Raw genomic sequence first — 20038 nt, forward strand, 5'->3', positions numbered from 1 at the left:
CCGCGCACCTGTGGACCCCACGGCTCTCGCACCGCATCGTCACAGGTGGTCCTCACTCAGGTGGGGAATCTCCGCGTTGTCCACCTAAGATTCCCTTTGGTTCCCCCGTTTTCCGACAAGTCGCGGGCGCATCACGCGTCATGGGAAACCACTCGGCGTAGATGAGCGTCGAACGTTGCGTGAGCAACCGCTGTCCCGGCGGTCCGACAGCACGGAAGATGGGGACCCGTGGAGCTGGAATTCCGACTGCTCGGCCCGGTCGAGGCCTGGCACGGTGACAGACCCCTGCGGCTGGGCGGCCCGAAACCGCGGGCGCTGCTGGCCGTCCTGCTGCTGCGGGCCGGCCAGGTGGTGCCCGCGGACGCGCTGGTGGACGTGATCTGGGGGGACGAGCCCCCGGACACCGCGCGGGCGCTGGTGCAGACGTATGTGTCGGCGCTGCGCAGGGCGCTGCCCGCCGAGGCGGCGGAGGCGATCGAGACCCGGCCGCCGGGCTATGTGATGCGGCCCGGGGTCGGACGGGTCGATCTGGCGGAGTTCGAGGCGCGCACCACCGACGGGCGGCGGGCCTCGGCCGACGGCGACCACGCCCGGGCCGCCCGGCTGCTGCGGGAGGCGCTGGAGCTGTGGCGCGGGCCCGCGCTCGGCGGGGTCGGGGAGGCGCTGCGGGGTGAGGCCGGTCGGCTGGAGGAGGCCCGGCAGGCGGCCCTGGAGGAGCGGATCGCCGCCGAGCTGGAGGTCGGCGGGCACGAGGCGGAGCTGGTCACCGAGCTGACCTCGCTGGTCGGCGCGCGTCCGACCCGGGAGCGGCCGCGCGGACAGCTGATGCTGGGCCTGTACCGACTCGGGCGGCAGGCCGACGCGCTGGCCGTCTACGCGCAGGGGCGGACCGCGCTCGCCGAGGAACTGGGCCTCGACCCGGGCCCGGAGCTGAACCGGCTGTACGAGGCCATCCTGCGGGCCGACCCGGCCCTGCTCGCCTCCACCACCGCCGTCGCTCCGCAGCCCGCCGCCGTACCCCGGCCCGTGTCCCTCCTGCCGCCCGCCATCGGGGACTTCACCGGCCGGGAGGAGGAACTGGCGCGGGTGGTCCAGGGGCTGACCGGCGAGCGGGAGGCGATGCCCGTCGTCGTGGTCTCGGGGGCCGCCGGGGTGGGCAAGTCCGCGCTCGCCGTCCAGGCCGCGCACCGGGTGGCCGGCGCGTACCCCGACGGACAGCTCTACGCCGAACTGCACGGCTTCAGCGAGCCCGTACCGCCCGCCGAGGTCCTGGGCCGGCTGCTGCGGGCGCTCGGCGCGGACCCGCCGGAGGACACGGCCGAGCGCGGCGACCTGTTCCGCAGCCTCGTCGCCGGGCGGCGGATCCTGCTGGTCCTGGACGACGCGAACGGTGAGGCCCAGGTGCGGCCGCTGCTGCCGGGCAGTGCCACCTGCGGGGTCCTGGTGACCTCACGGGCCCGGCTCGGCGGGCTCGTCGGGGCCCGGCGCACCGACCTGGACGTCCTGGACGACGAACGCGGCCTCGAACTGCTGACCAGGGTCACCGGGCCGGAACGCACCCCGGACGACCCGCGCGAGCAGGCCGCGGCACGGCGGATCGTGGAGCTGTGCGGTGGTCTGCCGCTGGCCCTGCGGATCGCCGGCGCCCGCCTGGCGACCCGGCGGCACTGGACGCCCAGCGTGCTCGCCGAGCGCCTCGCCGACGAACACCGCCGCCTCGACGAGCTGTCCGTGGGCGACCTGGAGGTGCGGGCCGGTCTCGGCCTCAGCTACCGGGCGCTCGACGAGTGCGCCCGCCGCGTACTGCGCCGGATCGCCACGCTGGGCTCGGCGGACGTCGCCGTGTGGACGGTGGCCGCGCTCTCCGGCACGCCGGAGGACGAGGCCGAGGAGATCCTGGAACGCCTGCTGGACGCCCAGCTGATCGCCTGCCCCGGCACCGACCAGGTCGGCCAGCCCCGCTACCGCCTGCACGACCTCGTCCGCGTCTACGCCGCCGAGCGCGCGGAGACCGAGGACCCCGTCGACGACCGCACGGCGGCGGTGGGCCGGGCGTTGACCGCCGGTCTGTGGCTGATGGACCGGGTGACGGAGGCGGCGCCCTCGGGTGCTGTGATCCTGAGGCAGGGTTTCAGACGAGCGCCCCTGAAGGGGCGCGGGGCCGTGACACATGCGGCTCCGCCGCGCGGGCGCGAGCAACCACGGACAACCGGCGGCCGCGAAGCAACCGAGCACACCGCCCCGGTAGGCGGACAGACCGCCCGCCGAGCCCTGGAAGACCCCTTCGCCTGGTTCGACGCGGAGGCCGACGCCCTCACCACCGCGGTCGAGCGCGCGGCGGCGATGGGCCTCCACACCCTCGCCTGTGAAGCCGCCGCCGCGCTCTGCTCCTCCTCGTTCGCCATCAAGAACCGCTTCGACGCCTGGTGGCGCAGCCACGATGCCGCCCTGGCGGCGGCCCGCCGCGCCGAGGACCGCTCGGGCGAGGCCCTGCTGATCATCGGTCTCGGCCAGCTGCGCTACGAACAGGACCGCATCGCCGAGTCCCAGGAGTACTTCCGCACCGCCGAACGCATCTGCACCGAACTCGGCGACGTACGCGGCCGTTCCGCCGCCCTCGCCGGCCTCGGCAGCGCCTGCCGCGAGGTGGGCGAACTACGGGACGCGGAACGGGCCCTGACCGACGCGGCCGACGGCTTCCGGCGGATCGGCGACGACACCGGCGTCGGGGTCGCCTGCCGGTACGGCGGTTCCGTACGCCTCGAACTCGGCGACCAGAAAGGCGCGTTCCCGCTGCTCGACGAGTCGCTGCGGGCCTACCGGCGGCTCGGCAGCAGGCGCGGCGAGGCCCTGGCGCTGCGCACGCTCAGCCTGGTGCACCGCTCCCTCGGCGCGTACGAGGAGGCCGCGCGCGTGGCCGAGCAGGCACTGGAGATCCTGCGCGCCCTCGGCGACCCGCACATGGCGGCGTACGCCCTACGGGCCCGGGCCAAGGCCCGGCTGCGGCTGGGGCACGTCCGGGAGACGGAGACGGAACTGCACGAGATCCTGGAGGTCTGCCGGGTCCACGAGGACCGCTTCGGCGAGGCCCTGACGCTGCGCACCCTCGGCGAGTGCGCGCTGGCCGACGGCCGGCTGACGGACGCGGAGGGGCTGCTGACCGCCTCCGCCGCCCTCTGGGGCGTCCTCGCCCTGCCCCTGCCCCGGGCCCGCGCCCTGCGCAACCTGTCCGTCGTACGGGCCGCGCTCGGCGATCAGGCCGGTGCCGACGCGCTGCGGGCCGAGGCCATGGCGGTGTTCGACGCCTGCGAGGCCCGCGAACGGCACGAGCCCTGGCCCTGGGTGTGACCCGCGAGCGCCGCGACCGGAGGGCCGGGGCCGCGCCGGGTCGCACACCGACCGGCCGGTAGGCCGGAGAAGGTGCCCAAGTCGGCCAGGCCGAAACCCGCTTGCGGCGGACTTGCAGAGAACTTCCAGCGGAGTGCGCCATTCTCGGTGTTCTCGGGGGAACAACGGATCGGCCGGGCGACCACCGCCCGGCCGGTCGGCCCACCGGAGCGCACAGGGGACGGACCGGTGGGAACGTGACAACAGTGGGTTCGGAACAGCAGGACGGGCTGGGGGAACGCCCGGCGCCAGGCCGCAGACCACCACTCAAGGGGGGAAGCCCCCGGGGAGGGACATCAGGGGATCAAGTCCCTCCCCGGGGTGCTGCCACGCACCCCGCCGCATCACACCTCCCGCCCGGTGGAAGACGACCCATGCCTTCGATCATCCTCATGAGCGACCCCGAGGTCGCCGGCGTTCCGGTCCAGGACTGCGGTGAACCCCTGGTCGACCTGAGGGAACTGCCGTTCGTGGTGGTCGACTCCCGCCAGGCCGACCCCGAGGGGTCGTACGCGCACCTGCGCGAGGGCGTCGCCTGGCGTCTCGCGCGCGCCGCCCGGCTGCTGCCCGACGGGCTGCGGCTGCTGGTCACCGAGGGGTACCGGCCGCTCGCGCTGCAGATCGAGTACTTCGAGAGGTACGCCGCCGAACTGCGCCAGGCCAACCCGGACTGGTCGGAGGAGTACCTCCGCGTCCAGGCCAGCCGTTCCCTCTCCCCGCCGGAGATCGGGCCGCATGTCGCCGGCGCCGCGGTCGACCTCACCCTGTGCACCGCCGCCGGGGAGGAACTCGACATGGGCACGCGTCTCGACGCGAGCCCCGAGGAGAGCGACGACGCCTGCTACACCGACGCGCCGAACATCTCCGACACCGCCCGCCGCAACCGCCGCGTCCTGAGCGCGGCCCTCACCACGGCCGGGCTGGTCAACTACCCCACCGAGTGGTGGCACTGGTCGTACGGGGACAGGTACTGGGCGCTGATGACGGGCGCGCCGAACGCGCTGTACGGACCCGCGCGGACCGGTCCCTAGCCCGCGGCACGCCGGGCGTCCGTGGCTTCGCGCGCCCGCCGTCCCTACCCGTCCCATCCCCGAGGGCTGCACCCCGTCTCCCGTTGTCGCCTCGGCGGCAAACCCCGTAGCGGGGGTCAGGGGCAGCACCCTGCGGATGGGGCGGGCAGGGGTGGCGGGGGTGGCGTCGTCCGCGGGGCGGGTCAGGCGGGTGGTGCCGCGAAGACGTTCAGGAGGGTGTCGACACGCAGCCGCAGATCGGCGGAGTCGGCGCCGGTGACGACGGCGGACACCGCGTCGGCGCGTGCCGAACGCGCCAGACGGACCCGGACGGTGCCGAGGAAGCCGTCGAAGGCGTGCGTGGCCCAGGCGGCCGGGTCCCGGTCGTTCGTGTCGTCCGTCGTCGCGAGGGCCGCGGTGAGCGCGTCCCAGTCGATGTCCTCGACGGCGTAGGGGTCGCGGGTGACGTAGTGGGAGAGCTGTTCCAGGAGCGGGCGCACGCTGTCGGCGCGGACCCGGCCGCCGAGGTCGTCGGGGCCGTGAGGGCTCGGGCAGGTGTCCTCGTCGTCCGCCGGGACGTACCCGGGCAGGCCTCCGCTCACCGCCCTCCGGTCCCCTCTGACGACGTACAGGTACGCCCAGAGGTCCAGTTGACGGACCGCGTACGCGGGGTCGTAGGCCGCCGTGGGGAGTTGGGGGACGCGTTTGCGGCCGGTCGCGTCGAGGCGGTACGGCACGTCGAACGCCTCCCGCCAGCGGGCGAGTGCGGGCTCGTAGCGGGCCTCGGCCTCCGCCGGCTCGATCTCCAGGTAGTGCGCGATCTGCTCCCAGGTCGCGCCGCGCTCGCGTTCGTAGACCACCGCCCGGCTCAGGACCCCTCGCGCGGCCTCCACCAGGCCGGCCGCCTGGCCGGCCCGGCCGCCGAGCCCGGTGTCCACGTCGTTGCGGGTGGCCACCAGGCCCATCGCGCCGCCCGCGGTGCCCCTCGCCGAGGAGGAGAGGGCCAGTCGGGCGAGGGCCTCACGGGAGAAGGCCGCGCGGTCGGCGTCGTACGGGGTGGGATCCGGGAGCGTCACGGCGGTCAGGGTGGCACGGGCGATGGGGGCGGGTCGCCTGATTTTCCAGTTGATCTACCGGTTGCGCGGACTGATCCGGTTGCTCCACCTGCACCGCCTGCGCACCGCCTGCACCTCCTGCACCTCCTGCGCGCCACCCGCTCCGGTGGTCACGGTCGCTCAGTGGTGCACGGGGATGGTCAGGCCCCGAACCGTCGTACGTACCGCCGCTGCCAAGGGGTCTCCACCGCGTGCCGGTCGTAGTGCCGGCGTACGTACGCCACGGCTTCCTCCGGCGGTACGCCGTCCAGCACCGCCAGACAGGCCAGCGCGGTGCCGGTACGGCCCCGGCCGCCACCGCACGCGAGCTCGACCCGGTCGTCGGCCGCCCGCTCCCACGCGTCCCGCAGCACCCGGGCCGCCTCCGCCCGGTGACCGGGCAGCCGGAAGTCGGGCCAGCGCAACCAGCGGGACTCCCAGGGGACTTCGGGCGGCTCCTTGCCGAGGAGGTACACGGCGTACGTGGGAACTGGTCCGTCGGGGAGCGGCCGGCGCAGCCCCCGGCCGCGCACCAGCCGGCCGGAGGGCAGCCGCAGTACACCGGCGTCGGCCGGGTCCCAGGGTCCGGGCACCGCTCCCATGGGCTACCCCACCCCCCGCGAGGCCTGCGCCGCCCTCGTCTCGATGCCCCTGAAGTGGTCGGACATCGCCTGTCGCGCGCCCTCGACGTCCCGGGCGCGGAGGGCGGCCACGATGTCGCGGTGGCGGCGGACGGTCAGCTCGGGGGTGGGGTCGTCGGTCCAGCCGCGGGCGCCGGCGACACGCAGGAAGACGGTCCAGAAGGCGCCGAGGAGCTGGGGGATGAGCGCGTTGCCGAGGGAGGCGTAGAGGAGTTCGTGGAAGTCGCGGTCGAGTTCGGCGACGGGTTCGCCCGCCCTCCCGGCCGCCTCCATCCGGTCGACGACGGCCGCGAGAGCGTCCAGTTCGTCCTCCGTGAGGGTGCCCGCGACCCGTCGTACGAGGCCGTCCTCCAGGACCTCGCGGACCTGGAGGATCTCGGCGAGCGCGGCGGTGTCGCCGTCGGGCCGGGCGAGGGTGCGGAAGGTGAGCCCGTCGACGAGGGGGGTGAGGGAGGCCTCGCCGACGTAGGTGCCGTAGCCGTGCCGGATGTCGACTATGTCGAGGGCCTGCAGGGCTTTGAGGGCCTCGCGGACGGAGTTGCGGCTGACGCCGAGGTCCTCCATCAGCTCCGTCTCGGTGGGCAGGGGCGCGCCCGCCTGGAGCTTGCGGTCGAGGATGAGCTGCGTGACCTCGCGCTGGATCTGGCTGCTCACCCGACGCTCGGGCCGGCGCCGGCTCCCGCTCTCCTGAGACATGCGCCGCATCGTACGCTCGCCGGACATCCGACGTCCCACCTCCGGACGGAAACCACGTGGACTGACCAGGGGAACGCCAGGTTAACGCCCCGTGTCACCCCCGGGAAATCTTCTCCTAACGGCCCCTCAACCGTCCTTATTTCATACCGGTGTTGATCCGCCATTGGTCGCACCTTTGGCACGTACGCCATTCGTGTGCGATCACTTGACCGCCCTCACCGGTGCTTTTAGGGTCACGCTGCTCCCTACAGGACGTAGGACGTCGTATCTCCCTCCCTGGAGGAACCGTGCGCGACGTGATCCGTGACGCCCCGGCGCCGACCCGCCGGTCGCTCCTCAAATACTCCGGCGCGCTGGGCGCGGCCGCCGCCGTCTCCTCGTCGCTGGCCGCCTGTTCGGCCGGGCCGGAGTCCACCAACGACACCGGCTCGGGCGGCGGGAAGAACGGCACCCTGACCGCCGTCATCGGCTACGGCAACGACGGCAGCTGGGACCCGACCCAGACCGCGTCGGCCTTCTGCATGGCCGCGAACAACCACGTCTACGAAGGCCTCCTCGACACCGACCCCCTCTCGCGCGAGCCGTACGCGGCGCTCGCGACGGCCGTGCCGAGCGACCTCGACGGCACGTCGTGGACGTTCGAGCTGCGGCCCGGCGCCACCTTCCACGACGGCGAACCGGTGACCGCCGACGACGTGGTCTTCGTGTACGAGCGCATCCTCGACCCCGACACCCAGACCCTCGCCAAGGGCTTCTTCGCGAGCTGGCTGAAGGAGGTCAGGAAGATCGACGCGCGGAATGTCGAGCTGGTGCTCAAGTTCCCCTTCCCGGACGGCCTTTCCCGGCTGACGCTGGCGAAGATCATGCCGAAGCACGTCTTCTCCCGGCCGGGTGCCTGGGAGGAGGCCATCAAGGGCAGGGCGATCGGTTCGGGGCCGTATCGGCAGACCGCGCACCATCCGAAGTCCAACACCACGTTCGAGGCGTACGCCGACTACAACGGCCCCCGCCCGGCGGCCTTCGCGAAGATGAACTGGCTGACCATCGTGGACGCGGCCCCGCGCGTCGCGAAGATCTCCGGCGCGAGCGCCGGCGCGCAGATCGCCGACAACATCCCGTACGCCAATATCGGGCAGCTGGAGAAGGGCGGCATGTCCGTCCAGGGCGGCTCCGGGATGAACAACCTCTTCCTCATGTTCAACACCCGGCGCACACCCTTCGACGACGTACGGGTGCGGCAGGCGCTGCATTACGCGATCGACCGGGACAAGATGATCGAGGTGGCGCTGAAGGGGCACGGAAAGCCGGCGAGTTCCTTTCTCAACGAGGGGAATCCGAGTTACCGGCCGGCGAAGAACGTGTACGCGTACGACCCCGACAAGGCGAAGGCGTTGCTGGCGGAGGCCGGGGTGAAGGGCCTGAGGATCGAGATCCTCGCGGTGAACGTCAGCTGGATCGTCGACTGTCTGCCGACCGTCAAGGCGTCCTGGGACGCGATCGGCGTCGAGACGACGCTCTCGCCGCAGGAGACCACCGCGGTGTTCACGAAGATGGACCAGAAGCAGGACTACCAGGTGGTCGCCGCCGCCTCGAATCCCAATCAGTTCGGACTCGACGCGGATCTGATCATGCACTACAACTACGGGCCGCAGAACCTGTGGATGCAGTACGCGCGGTGGGCCGACAACGCGGTGGCCAAGGGGCTCTTCCGGGACATGGACCGGGCGACGCGGGAAGCGGACGCCGACCGCAAGAAGACGATGGTCCAGGACTACATCGACGTCGTCGCCGAGCAGGCCGTGCTGTATCCGGTGGTGCACAACGAGTTGATGACCGCCTGGAATCCGAAGCGGCTCAGCGGGATAAGGGCGCAGCCGTACCCCGGTATCAACCTGCTTCAGGCCAAGTGGGTTTAGCGTGGTCGCTGTCCTGCGCATTCTGATCCGGCGGATCGCTCTGCTCGTTCCGCTGATGCTCGGGATCATCCTGTTCGTGTTCGTCGTCATGCGGTTCTCGGATGTCGATCCGGCGTCCGCGTTCTTCCAGGGGGCCAATCCGACACCGGAGCAGTTGCACGATTTCCGGGAGGAGAACGGGCTTCTGGACCCCCTGCCGGTCCGTTACGCCGGGTTCGTCGGGGAACTGCTGCACGGGGACATGGGGATCAGCGCGCTCACCCGGGCCCCCGTCGTCGACCAGGTCATGACCGCGCTGCCGCTCACCCTCCAGCTGACCTTCCTGGGGCTGGGCATCGCGGTCGTGCTGTCGCTGCTCGGCGGGGTCACCGCGGCGATCCACCGGGACCGGCCGGCGGACCAGGTCATCCGGGTGGTGTCGCTGACCGGGGTCGCGGCGCCCGGGTTCTGGCTGGCGCTGCTGATGATCCAGTACCTGGCGGTGGACCTGGGCTGGTTCCCGACGGGCGGGTACGTGAATCCGGCGGACTCCTTCACCGGGTGGCTGAGGACGATGACGCTGCCGGCGTTCGCGCTGTCGCTGCCGGTGGCGGCACAGCTCACCCGGATCGTACGGACGGCCGTGGTGGAGGAGCTGGACAGGGACTACGTACGGACGGCGATCGGGAGCGGGCTGCCGCCACGGGTCGTGGTGGGCCGGAACGTGCTGCGGAACGCGCTGATCAATCCGCTGACCGTGCTGGGGCTGCGCGTCGGCTATCTGCTCGGCGGCGCGGTCGTCATCGAGACGATCTTCTCGCTGCCGGGGATGGGCAAGTTGATGATCGACGCCGTGAAGAACGGCGATCCGGCGGTCGTCCAGGGTGTCGTCCTGACCACGGCCGCGGGCTTCGTGGTCGTGAACCTGGTCATCGACGTCCTCTACCTCCTGGTGAACCCGCGCCTCAGGGAAGCAAGTTGACCCGGGGACGCACTGTGACGACGACCGAGGGATGCGAGCTGATGCCCTGATGCTCGGACGGGAGCCGATGCCCTGATGTTCGGCCTGATGGTGACCACGCGCAAACGCCTGACGGAGGCGCTGTCCCGGCCCGGCGTCCGGCCGCGCTCCTGGCGCGGGCTGCCTCCGCTCTCCCGGATCGCGGTCTGCTTCCTGGCGGTCGTGGCCCTCACGGCACTCCTCGCCCCCTGGCTCGCCCCGCACGACCCGCTCGACCAGCAGACCCTGGCCGGCGGCACCGGCGCGCCCTCCGCCGACCACTGGATGGGCCAGGACAGCCTCGGCCGGGACATCCTGAGCCGGCTGATGTACGGGGCCCGCTGGTCGCTGGCGATCGGGCTCGGCGCCACCGCGCTCGCCCTGGTCGTGGGCGCGGTCGTCGGGGCCGTGGCCGCGACCTCGCGCAAGGCGGTCGACGAGACGCTGATGCGCTGCCTGGACGTCGTCATGGCCTTCCCCGGCATCGCGCTGGCCGCCGTCCTCGTCGCCGTCTTCGGCGGCGGGATCACCGTCCTGATCTGCGCGATCGCGTTCCTGTTCACCCCGCCCGTCGCCCGGGTCGTCCGGGCCAACGTCCTCGACCAGTACGGCGAGGACTATGTCACCGCCGAGCGGGTGATAGGGGCCCGCACCCCGCACATCGTGATCCGGCACGTGGCGATCAACTGCGCCGCCCCGGTGCTCGTGTTCTGCACGGTCCAGGTCGCCGAGGCCATCGTCTTCGAGGCGTCGCTGTCCTTCATCGGCGCGGGCGTACGGCCGCCGGACCCGTCCTGGGGCAGTGTCATCGCGGACGGCAAGAACATGGTGCTGACCGGCGGCTGGTGGGCGACCGTGTTCCCCGGTCTGCTGATGCTGGTCACGGTCCTGTCCCTGAACATCCTCTCCGAGGGCGTCTCCGACGCGTGGGCCGCGCCGGTCGCGCGGGAGGCGGAGCCCGGGGAGGCGGAGCCCCAGGAGGTGGAGCCCGGGGAGGTCGAGCCCCTGGAGGAAGCGGACCGGTCGGAGGCGCCCGAGCCGGGCGGCGGTTCCGGCGAGGTCCCCGAGCTGCCGGGACTGACGGAGGCGGCCGTGCGGCTGCGCTCCCGGGCCCGCCCCCTCCCCGAAGGGCGACCGGTCCTGTCCGTCGAGAACCTGGCGATCGGCTTCGACCGACGCCACCGGGGCGTGGACATCGTCGACGGCATCAGCTTCGAGGTCCGCCCCGGTGAAGTCCTGGGCCTGGTCGGCGAGTCGGGCTGCGGCAAGTCGCTGACCGCGCTGACGGTGATGGGCCTGGAACCGAAGGGCGCCCGGGTGCGCGGCCGGGTCCGGTTCGACCAGCGGCAGTTGGTGGGCGAGCCGATGCGCGTACGGCGGCGGCTGCTCGGCCACGAGATGGCGATGGTCTACCAGGACGCCCTGTCCTCCCTGAACCCGGCGATGACGATCCGCGCCCAGCTGAAGCAGGTCGTACGCCGGGGCGGCACACGCTCCGCGCCCGAACTGCTGCGCCTGGTCGGCCTCGACCCCGACCGCACCCTCCGCAGCTACCCGCACGAACTCTCCGGCGGCCAGCGCCAACGCGTGCTCATCGCGATGGCCCTGTCCCGCGACCCCCGGCTGATCGTGGCCGACGAGCCGACGACCGCACTCGACGTGACCGTCCAGGCGCAGATCATCGAACTGCTGCTGCGGCTGCGCGAGGAACTGGGCTTCGCACTGGTCCTCGTCTCCCACGACCTGGCCCTGATCGCGGACGTGACCGACCGGGTGGTGGTGATGTACGGCGGGCAGATCGTCGAGACGGGCGTGACGGCGGACCTGGTGGAGCGGCCCGCGCACCCCTACACGCGCGGGCTGCTGGGCAGCGTCCTGTCCCTGGAGTCGGCGGCCGAGCGGATGACCCAGATCAAGGGCGTCGTCCCCTCCCCCGCCGACTTCCCGGCGGGCTGCCGCTTCACCGACCGCTGCCCCCGGGCGGGCGACCTCTGCCGTACGACGGCCCCCGCCCTGCGGGGCACCCGTACGCACACGGCGGCCTGCCACCACCCGGCGGTGGACCTGACGGGACGTTCCGAGGACTCGGGAAGCGAGGTGGCGCGGTGAGCGCGCTCGTGGAGGTCTCGGGCGCCCATGTCGTGTACCGGGCGCGCAGCGGCGGGGTGTTCACCCGGGACCGGGTGTACGCGCTGACCGGCGCCGACCTGGTGATCGCGCCCGGTGAGACGGTGGGCGTGGTGGGCGAGTCGGGGTGCGGCAAGTCGACGCTGGCGAAGGTGCTGGTGGGGGTGGACCGGCCGACGGCCGGCACGGTCTCGTTCCGCGGGCGGGACCTGTGGTCCATGTCGCCGGCCGAGCGCCGGGTGGCCGTCGGCAGCGGCACGGGCATGATCTTCCAGGACCCGTCGACGGCCCTGAACCGCCGCCTGACCGTCCGCCAGATCCTGCGCGACCCGCTCGACGTGCACCGGCGCGGCACCCCGGCCGAACGAGAGGACCGGGTAAGGGAGTTGATGTCACTGGTCGGCCTGCCCCCGGCGCTCGCGGACGGTCTGCCCGGCCGGCTCTCCGGCGGCCAGCGCCAACGGGTGGCGATCGCACGGGCGTTGGCGCTCGAACCCGAACTGGTGGTGGCGGACGAACCGACGAGCGCGCTGGACGTCTCGGTCCGCGCCCAGATCCTCAACCTCCTCCTGGACCTCAGGGAACGCCTCGGCCTGGCCCTGGTCTTCGTCTCGCACGACATCCAGACGGTACGGCGGATGAGCGACCGGGTGATCACCATGTATCTGGGCCGGATCGTGGAGGAGACCCCGGCGGCCCTGGTCGGCGACCGTGCCCGGCACCCGTACACCCGCGCGCTGTTCTCGGCGACGCCCGGCCTGCTGGACCCGATCGACCCGATCCCGCTGGTGGGCCCCGTCCCGTCGGCCACCCGGCCGCCGAGCGGCTGCCCGTTCCGTACGCGCTGCTGGAAGGCGGACGACGTCTGCGCGGAGATCATGCCGGACTTCGCGGCCGCGTCGGCCCCCGGACACCGCTTCCGCTGCCACCATCCTGTGCAGGAGACGGAGTCGACGCGTGACCTGGTCGCCCAGGCGGTGGCCGCGCCCGCGTCGGATTCCGTACGCGATACCTAGCACCAAGGGAGCAACGATGACCGTCCCCGCCCCGCTGACCGGTGTCATCCCGCCCGTCTGCACGCCCCTGACACCGGACCGCGAGGTGGACGTCCCCTCGCTCGTCCGACTGGTCGACCATCTCGTGGCGGGCGGTGTGGACGCGCTGTTCGTACTCGGTTCGTCGTCGGAGGCGGCGTACCTGACGGACGCGCAGCGGCGGCGGGTCGTGGAGACGGTCGTCGGTCACGTCGGCGGCCAACTCCCCGTCCTCGCCGGGGCGATCGACATGACCACCCCCCGCGTACTGGACCACGTCCGCGCCGTGACCGCCGCCGGAGCCGAGGCCGTCGTGGCGACCGCCCCCTTCTACACCCGCACCCACCCGGCGGAGATGTCCCGCCACTACCGGCTGCTCGCCGCCGGCTCGCCCGTCCCGGTCTTCGCCTACGACATCCCCGTCGCCGTCCACACCAAGCTGCCCGCCGACGTGGTCCTGGAGCTGGCGCGGGACGGGGTCATCGCCGGCCTGAAGGACTCCAGCGGCGACCTGGCCGGCTTCCGCACGGTCGTCGTGGGCGCCCGTACCGACTCCGCCCTCACCGGCTTCAGCGCCCTCACCGGCTCCGAACTGATCACCGACTCCGCCCTCGCCCTGGGCGCCGACGGCGCTGTCCCGGGGCTGGCGAACGTCGACCCCGCCGGGTACGTCCGCCTCGACCGCCTCTTCCGCGCCGGCGACCGGGACCGGGCCCGCGCCGAACAGGAGCGCCTGTGCGCCCTCTTCGGCATGACCGGCGTCGGCGGCACCACCCGCATGGGCGGCAGCTCCTCCGCCCTCGGCGCCTTCAAGGCGGCCCTCCACCTGCGCGGAGTCATCGACTGCGCGGCCACGGCGGAGCCACAGGTCCCGCTGTCGGAGGCCGAGGTCGAGCAGGTCGGGAAGTACCTGGCGGCGGCGGGCCTGCTGTAGACGGACTCCCCCGCCGCAGACGGACTCCGCGCACACGGCCTCGGGGCGCGTCGCGCACCCTGAGCGCGTGCGCGAAATGCGATACGATACGTCTCGTCTCATCACATCCCGGCAGACGAGGAGCCGACAGCATGGAACGCTTCGTGGACGCGACGCCCGGCATACGCCTGTGGGTGGAGGACCGCGGCGCCCCCGCCACGCCCCCACTGCTGCTGATCATGGGCGCGCAGGCCTCGGGCCTGGGATGGCCGGACGCGTTCGTGGACAGGCTCGCCACCCGCCACCACGTCATCCGCTACGACCACCGGGACACCGGCCGCTCGACCTGGTCGTTCGACGCGGACCCGTACCCCGTCACCGAACTGGCGGCGGACGCCGTGCGGGTGCTGGACGGCCTCGGGGTCGAGCGCGCCCACATCGTCGGCATGTCCCTGGGCGGCATGCTCGCCCAGCTCCTCGTCGCCGACCGTCCCGACCGGCTGCTCAGCGCCACCCTGATCGGCACGAGCGCCCTCAGCACCACCCCGTACGTCCACCCGGACGGGACCCGGACCCCGCCCGAGGAGCTTCCCGGGATCGCCTCCGAGCTGCTGGAGATGTGGGCCCGCCCCGTGGAGGACCGGGGGCCGGAGGCCGAGTTGGAGCGGAGGGTCGAGCACTGGCGGGTCCTGGGCGGCGACCGGATCCCCTTCGACGCCGACTACGCCCGCGCCCTCGAACGGAACATCATCGAGCACACCGGCCACCACACCGCCGGCACCGCCCACGCCCGGGCCGATCCCTCCGGCATGGACCGCACGGACCGGCTCGCCCGCACCGCCGTACCCACTCTGGTCATCTCCGCGCCGGCCGAACCCGTCGCCCCGCCCCCGCACCCCCACCACCTCGCCCAGGCGATCCGCAGCGCCCACGTCGTGGAGATCCCGGACATGGGCCACGCCCTCCCGCCCCAGGTCCAGGGCCCCCTGGCCGACGCGATCCTGAACCACACGGCAGGAGCCCTGAAGACAGCCCCTCGCCCGGCCGGCTAGCCGAGCAGGCCCGACAGCGGCAGGCGGCAGGCGGCAGGCAGCAGGCAGCAGGCAGCAGGCAGCAGGCGGCAGGCGGCAGGCGGCGGAACTCGATCGTCTCGTACGGGCCCGTCTCGTAGAGGACGCCCACGTGGGTGCGGCCCAGGGGGACGAGGTCGGAGTAGGCGGCGGGGCGCTGCGAGAACGTCGTGGACTTCGTGAAGGCGGCGCCCGCGTTGTCGCCGCGCCAGACGGACATCGACTGGCGCATGGTGGGGACGGAGGGGCCGGAGACTCGTACGCCACGATCACCAGCTGGGCGCGGTCCCGGGCACCCAGCCTGCCCAGGATGCGGCTGACGTGGGTCTTCAGGACGGCCCGCGAGCGGTCCCATGCCCCGGCCGCTGTCCAGGTCGGCGGCCGGCGGGCACAGCAGCCCGGCGGCGACCGTCCCGGAGGAGGCGAGCACGGCGGGTCCGCAGCCGCGCAGGGCGACCCTCATGGCCTCGTACGGCCGCTCGGTCCGCCGTAGTTCCTCGCGGTAGCGGGAGACGAGCAGCAGCGCGTAGTCGTTGAGCGGTACTGCCGGGGACGGTACACGGCGGACCGTACTACTCCCCGGGGAGTACGGCCGCCCCGTCGGCGGGGGCCCGGTCCGCCCGGCGGTCGAGGACCAGCCGCGCCCCCTGGGGCCGCATGGTCATCCGCAGCAGCGGTTCGGGCCCGCCGCCCGGGTGCGGCCGTATCCGCCAGTCGCGGAGGATCACCGCGAGGGCCGTCTGCGCCTCGGCGAGCCCGAACGTGTCGCCGATGCATCTGCGGGTGCCGGCGCCGAACGGGATGAACGCCTCCCGGTGGCGGCGTTCGACGCGGTCCTCGCTCCAGCGGTCGGGGTCGAACCGCCCGGGCTCGGCGAAGACGTCCGGGTCCCGGTGGAGGGCGTAGGGGCTGAAGAGCAGGCCCGCGCCGGCGGGGAGGGGGTGGCCGCCCAGTTCGGTGTCGACGAGGGCGACGCGGCTGAGCAGCCACACGGGCGGGTGCAGACGCAGCGACTCGTTGATCACGCGCCTCATGTACGTCAGCCGGGAGAGGTCCTGGTGGGTGAGGGGGCGGTCGCCGAGCACCCGGTCCAGCTCGGCCTCCAGCCGCTCGTACTCCCGGGTGTGGCGGCCGAGCAGGTGCAGGGTCCACGACAGCAGTGACGACATGGTCTCGGTGCCGCTGATGAAGAACGTGATGACCTGGTCGAAGACCTCCTGCTCGGTGTGGACGTCCGGGCGGTCGGGAGGCACCAGGGCGGACACGAGGTCGTGGTGGTCGGTGGGGTCGCTCATCCGGCGCCGGACCATCGCGGCGACCGCCGCGCGCGTCTCGCGGGTCGCCCGCGCGTTCCGCAGGTTCTCGGGGGTCGGCAGACGGTTGCTGCCGGGCACCATCATGTGGGTGGCCAGGGCGGAGAGCATCACCGGCACATTGCGCTGGACCGTCTCGACGGCCCGCCGGTCCTCGGGGGCGAGGAAGAGGGTCCGGGCCAGGACGGCGACCGCGAAGCGCTGCATCTCCGTGTACGGCTCGACGGCCCGCCCGGTCTGCCACGTCGAGGTCACTTCGCGCGCGCAGTCGCGGAACCGCTCGGTGTGGTGGGGCAGTCGGTGGCGGGCGAACACGGGCCGCAGTTCGGCCCGCATCGGCCGGTGGGGTCCGGCCAGGCAGGTGGAGAGGCCGTCCCCGACGAGCTGGGTCGCCTGGTCGAAGAAGGGGCCGCCCTTGTCGAACTCCACCCCGTTGCCCTTGACCAGCATCCGCTGGACGAGCTCGGGGGCGTTGACCACGTGGACCGGGCTGCGCCCCAGCCGGATCCGTACGACCGGCCCGAGGGCGCGCAGCTCTTCGAGGAAGCCCAGCCGGTCGCGGGCCAGCCGGCCCGCGTGGCCGATCAGCGGGAGCGCTCCCGGAGCGGAGGGAGTCGTGTCGGTCGTCGTCACGAAGGACCTCGCAGTGTCGTGGGGGGTGTCTCTGGCGACGATCCCCAGAACTGCGTGGCCCATACAAGCGCACAGGGCGGCGCTCGAAGCACAGCGGGTGCCATGCAGGGCGCACGTACGAAAACAGTACGTATGTGTGCACAGCTGTGGGCACAGCGGCGGTCTGACTACGACGGCGTCCGCGCCGCCGCCAGCAGCCGGGTCACGTCGTCCGAGCAGATCGTCAGCGCCGCCCCGACCGTGGCCAGCGCGTCCCGCTCCGCCGGGGTGTACGGGCCGTCCGCCAGGGCGATCCGCGCGCCCTGGAGCAGGATCGCCTCACGGCCGGCCGGGGCGAGGTGCGGCGCCAGCGGGTCCAGGGCCTCGTGGAGCTCTATGGCGAGGCCGGGGCCGCAGGGTTCACCGAAGACGCGGCCCGTGTCGGCGGCCAGGGCCTCCACCAGGGCGCCGAGCTGGTCCACGGTGCAGTCGTCGAACCCGGCGGAGCGGACGGCGGTGGCGGCGACGGTCAGCGAGGTCCGGGAGCAGGTGCCACTCGCCGCGAGGACGGCCAGGGCCACCGTGTGGACGGCGTCGCGGAGCATCCCGGAGAAGCGGGTGGTGGTGGGGTGGTCGAGGACGTCGAGGGCGTAGTGGTGGCGGCAGGCCGCGCATTCCACCACGGGACCCGTCTCGCCGCGGGGCAGGACGGGGACACCGAGGAAGGTGAAGCGGCGCCGGCCGGTGAGGCGCTGGTAGTTGCGGTCGCCTCCGCAGCCCGGACAGAAGAACTCGCCGTCACCGACGTCCGTCCACGCGATCCGGGTGCCCATCACACGCGAGAAGCCGGTGGCACGGCTGTTCTGCCCGACGCGGGCGAGCGCGGTGGCACGGCCCATCGGGTCCCGTCCTGGCAGCACGTCGCACCTCCGTAACTCCCCCACACACGGCCCCTTGGGCGCGGGAGGTGCCCCTCGGCATCATCGCCGCGCTTGCGTGATGTTAGCCACATCCGCGAGGCTCAGTCAGTACTCCGGACGAGGCCTACCCGCGAACTGCACAGGGTTTGGCCGGTAAACGACGGGCCCCGCACGCCGGAATTCGGCGAACGGGGCTTTCAAACCGCCGGTCAGGCTGGTCAGCGCGCCGCGCGGTTGACGGCGGAGACGACCGCCTTCAGTGACGCACGCGTCGTGTTCGCGTCGATACCGATGCCCCACAGGACCTTGTCCTCGATGGCGACCTCGATGTACGAGGCGGCCTGCGAGGAGGCGCCCTCGCTCATCGTGTGCTCCTGGTAGTCCAGCAGCCGCGCGTCGATGCCGATGCCCTGCAGTGCGTGGAAGAACGACGAGATCGGGCCGTTGCCGGTGCCGACCAGGGTCGTCTCCTCGCCGTCGACCTCCGCCTCCACGGTCAGCGTGTCCACGCCGTCCTTGTCGGTGGTCGACTGGTTGTTGCGGACCTGGACACGGCCCCACGGGTTCTCGGGGTTCGGCAGGTACTCGTCCTGGAAGACCGCCCAGATGTCGGAGCCGGTGACCTCGCCGCCCTCGGCGTCCGTCTTCGCCTGGATGAGCTTCGAGAACTCGATCTGCATCCGGCGCGGCAGGTCCAGCTTGTGGTCGTTCTTCAGGACGTACGCGATACCGCCCTTGCCGGACTGCGAGTTGACCCGGATGACCGCCTCGTAGGAGCGGCCGACGTCCTTGGGGTCGATCGGCAGGTACGGCACGGCCCACTCGATGTCGTCGACGGTGACGCCCTTCGCGGCCGCGTCGGCCTCCATGGCGTCGAAGCCCTTCTTGATGGCGTCCTGGTGGGAGCCGGAGAAGGACGTGTAGACCAGGTCGCCCACGTACGGGTGGCGCGGGTGGACCTCCATCTGGTTGCAGTACTCCCACGTACGACGGATCTCGTCGATGTCGGAGAAGTCGATCTGCGGGTCGACGCCCTGGGAGAACAGGTTCATGCCCAGGGTGACCAGGTCGACGTTGCCGGTGCGCTCGCCCTGCCCGAACAGACAGCCCTCGACGCGGTCGGCGCCGGCCATCAGCGCCAGCTCGGCGGCGGCGACGGCGGTTCCGCGGTCGTTGTGCGGGTGGACGGAGATGCAGACGTGCTCGCGGCGGGAGATGTTGCGGCTCATCCACTCGAACCGGTCCGCGTGCGTGGACGGCGTCGAACGCTCCACGGTGGCGGGCAGGTTGAGGATGATCTCGCGGCCCGGACCGGGCTGGTAGACGTCCATCACCGCCTCGCAGACCTCCAGGGCGAAGTCCAGCTCGGTGTCGGTGAAGATCTCCGGGCTGTACTGGTACCCGAACTCGGTCTCCGGACCCAGCAGCTTCTCCGCGTACTCCATCACCAGGCGCGTACCGTCCACGGCGATCTGCTTGATGTCGTCCTTGGAGCCGCGGAAGACCACGCGGCGGAAGACGGGAGCGGTGGCGTTGTAAAGGTGGACGGTCGCCCGCCTGGCGCCCTTCAGCGACTCCACGGTCCGCTCGATCAGGTCCTCACGGGCCTGGGTCAGTACGGAGATGGTGACGTCGTCGGGGATGACCCCCGGCTCCTCGATGATCGACCGTACGAAGTCGAAGTCCGTCTGTCCCGACGCGGGGAAGCCGACCTCGATCTCCTTGTAGCCCATCTTGACCAGCTGGTCGAACATCCGGCGCTTGCGCTCGGGCGACATCGGGTCGATCAGGGACTGGTTGCCGTCGCGCAGGTCGGTGGAGAGCCAGCGGGGGGCGACGGTGATCCGGTTGTCCGGCCACGTGCGGTCGGGGATGTCGACCTGCTCGTACTGTCCGTACTTGTGGATCGGCATGGACGTGGGCTGCTGGCGGTTCGCCATGATGCGTGGGCTCCTCGATGGTCCGGAAAGGACGGCCGACGCAACACCAAAGCACCGCGGGGAGGGGGTCGGCCTCGACTACAGGCCCTCGCCGCGGCAGCTAAGGAGAAGCAGCCCGAAACGCATGATGCTGAGCAGCGTAGCCGAGTCCTGGTCGGCGCGGGGAGGCCGTATCAGTATGCGGGACCGGGGCGGAATAAGGGACAAAAGGTGCGCAAGACCACACGGGGTGCACGGGAAGCACCCCTTCGGGGGCGCGGGGAACCGCGCGAGAAGCCACGCGAACGGAAAGCCCGCCGCCAACCCTCAGTAACACGGCGACGACGAAACGCAACCCATACGGCGACATTTCACCAATCATGGTTGCCCCTAGTGACACGCTTCTA

Annotated in this window: 14 protein-coding genes and 2 pseudogenes; 8 read left to right on the forward strand and 8 right to left on the reverse strand. The window is 72.3% G+C overall.

The features are described 5' to 3' along the window. The first annotated feature begins 228 nt into the window (after positions 1–228). Both OG272_RS16565 and OG272_RS16570 read left to right on the forward strand, forming a co-directional pair. Positions 229–3348: a BTAD domain-containing putative transcriptional regulator gene (locus OG272_RS16565; RefSeq protein ID WP_328223028.1), complete on the forward strand. Its 3120-nt coding sequence runs from the start codon at positions 229–231 to the stop codon at positions 3346–3348. A 413-nt stretch (positions 3349–3761) separates the two neighbouring features. After that, positions 3762–4418, forward strand: coding sequence for a M15 family metallopeptidase (locus OG272_RS16570; protein WP_327729770.1), 657 nt, complete (start codon positions 3762–3764; stop codon positions 4416–4418). Between the two features lie 182 nt (positions 4419–4600). Here OG272_RS16570 and OG272_RS16575 read toward each other — a convergent pair whose 3' ends face one another. The 3 genes from OG272_RS16575 to OG272_RS16585 all read right to left on the reverse strand — a co-directional run bounded on the left by OG272_RS16575 (position 4601) and on the right by OG272_RS16585 (position 6837). Then, positions 4601–5473: a hypothetical protein gene (locus OG272_RS16575; RefSeq protein WP_326582893.1), complete on the reverse strand. Its 873-nt coding sequence runs from the start codon at positions 5471–5473 to the stop codon at positions 4601–4603. 179 nt (positions 5474–5652) lie between these two features. Then, entirely contained in the window at positions 5653–6093 is a 441-nt protein-coding gene (locus OG272_RS16580) for a protein phosphatase (protein WP_327729769.1), read from the reverse strand. A gap of 3 nt (positions 6094–6096) precedes the next feature. Then, on the reverse strand, positions 6097–6837 hold the full coding sequence (locus OG272_RS16585) for a FadR/GntR family transcriptional regulator (RefSeq protein WP_326585832.1): 741 nt from the start codon (positions 6835–6837) through the stop codon (positions 6097–6099). Between the two features lie 278 nt (positions 6838–7115). On the opposite strand from OG272_RS16585, the gene OG272_RS16590 reads away from it, so the two are divergent. The 6 genes from OG272_RS16590 to OG272_RS16615 all read left to right on the forward strand — a co-directional run bounded on the left by OG272_RS16590 (position 7116) and on the right by OG272_RS16615 (position 14849). After that, the gene (locus OG272_RS16590) at positions 7116–8744 is read left to right on the forward strand and encodes an ABC transporter substrate-binding protein (RefSeq protein WP_327729768.1); all 1629 of its coding nucleotides are present in this window, start codon (positions 7116–7118) and stop codon (positions 8742–8744) included. A 1-nt stretch (position 8745) separates the two neighbouring features. Continuing rightward, positions 8746–9705 (forward strand): ABC transporter permease, encoded by a 960-nt coding sequence (locus tag OG272_RS16595; protein WP_328223030.1) that lies wholly within the window; start codon positions 8746–8748, stop codon positions 9703–9705. Positions 9706–9792: 87 nt separating this feature from the next. After that, a complete protein-coding gene (locus tag OG272_RS16600; RefSeq protein WP_327729766.1) occupies positions 9793–11832 on the forward strand; it encodes a dipeptide/oligopeptide/nickel ABC transporter permease/ATP-binding protein in 2040 nt (679 codons plus the stop codon). Next, positions 11829–12866 (forward strand): ABC transporter ATP-binding protein, encoded by a 1038-nt coding sequence (locus OG272_RS16605; protein ID WP_327729765.1) that lies wholly within the window; start codon positions 11829–11831, stop codon positions 12864–12866. The genes OG272_RS16600 and OG272_RS16605 overlap by 4 nt, the downstream gene beginning before the upstream one ends. Positions 12867–12882: 16 nt before the next feature. Continuing rightward, positions 12883–13818, forward strand: coding sequence for a dihydrodipicolinate synthase family protein (locus OG272_RS16610; protein ID WP_328223033.1), 936 nt, complete (start codon positions 12883–12885; stop codon positions 13816–13818). A gap of 131 nt (positions 13819–13949) precedes the next feature. Beyond that, positions 13950–14849, forward strand: a complete 900-nt coding sequence (locus OG272_RS16615) for an alpha/beta fold hydrolase (protein WP_405893889.1) — start codon at positions 13950–13952, stop codon at positions 14847–14849. A 270-nt stretch (positions 14850–15119) separates the two neighbouring features. Here the strand turns inward: OG272_RS16615 and OG272_RS16620 are convergent. From OG272_RS16620 to leuA, 5 genes and pseudogenes are all read right to left on the reverse strand, one after another. Next, a pseudogene (locus tag OG272_RS16620) lies at positions 15120–15203 on the reverse strand (DNA-binding response regulator); the annotation flags it as partial. Between the two features lie 7 nt (positions 15204–15210). Next, positions 15211–15399 (reverse strand): annotated as a pseudogene (locus tag OG272_RS16625) (MMPL family transporter); the annotation flags it as partial. A gap of 40 nt (positions 15400–15439) precedes the next feature. Continuing rightward, a complete protein-coding gene (locus OG272_RS16630) occupies positions 15440–16813 on the reverse strand; it encodes a cytochrome P450 (protein ID WP_405893891.1) in 1374 nt (457 codons plus the stop codon). A 167-nt stretch (positions 16814–16980) separates the two neighbouring features. Continuing rightward, entirely contained in the window at positions 16981–17691 is a 711-nt protein-coding gene (locus tag OG272_RS16635) for a TerB family tellurite resistance protein (protein ID WP_327732259.1), read from the reverse strand. A gap of 239 nt (positions 17692–17930) precedes the next feature. Next, positions 17931–19652 carry a 2-isopropylmalate synthase gene (leuA, locus tag OG272_RS16640; RefSeq protein WP_326582883.1) on the reverse strand — a complete coding sequence of 574 codons (1722 nt, stop codon included), beginning with the start codon at positions 19650–19652 and terminating at the stop codon, positions 17931–17933. Positions 19653–20038 lie beyond the last annotated feature (386 nt).

The organism is Streptomyces sp. NBC_00104 (genome assembly GCF_045160825.1).
Lineage (GTDB): Bacteria > Actinomycetota > Actinomycetes > Streptomycetales > Streptomycetaceae > Streptomyces.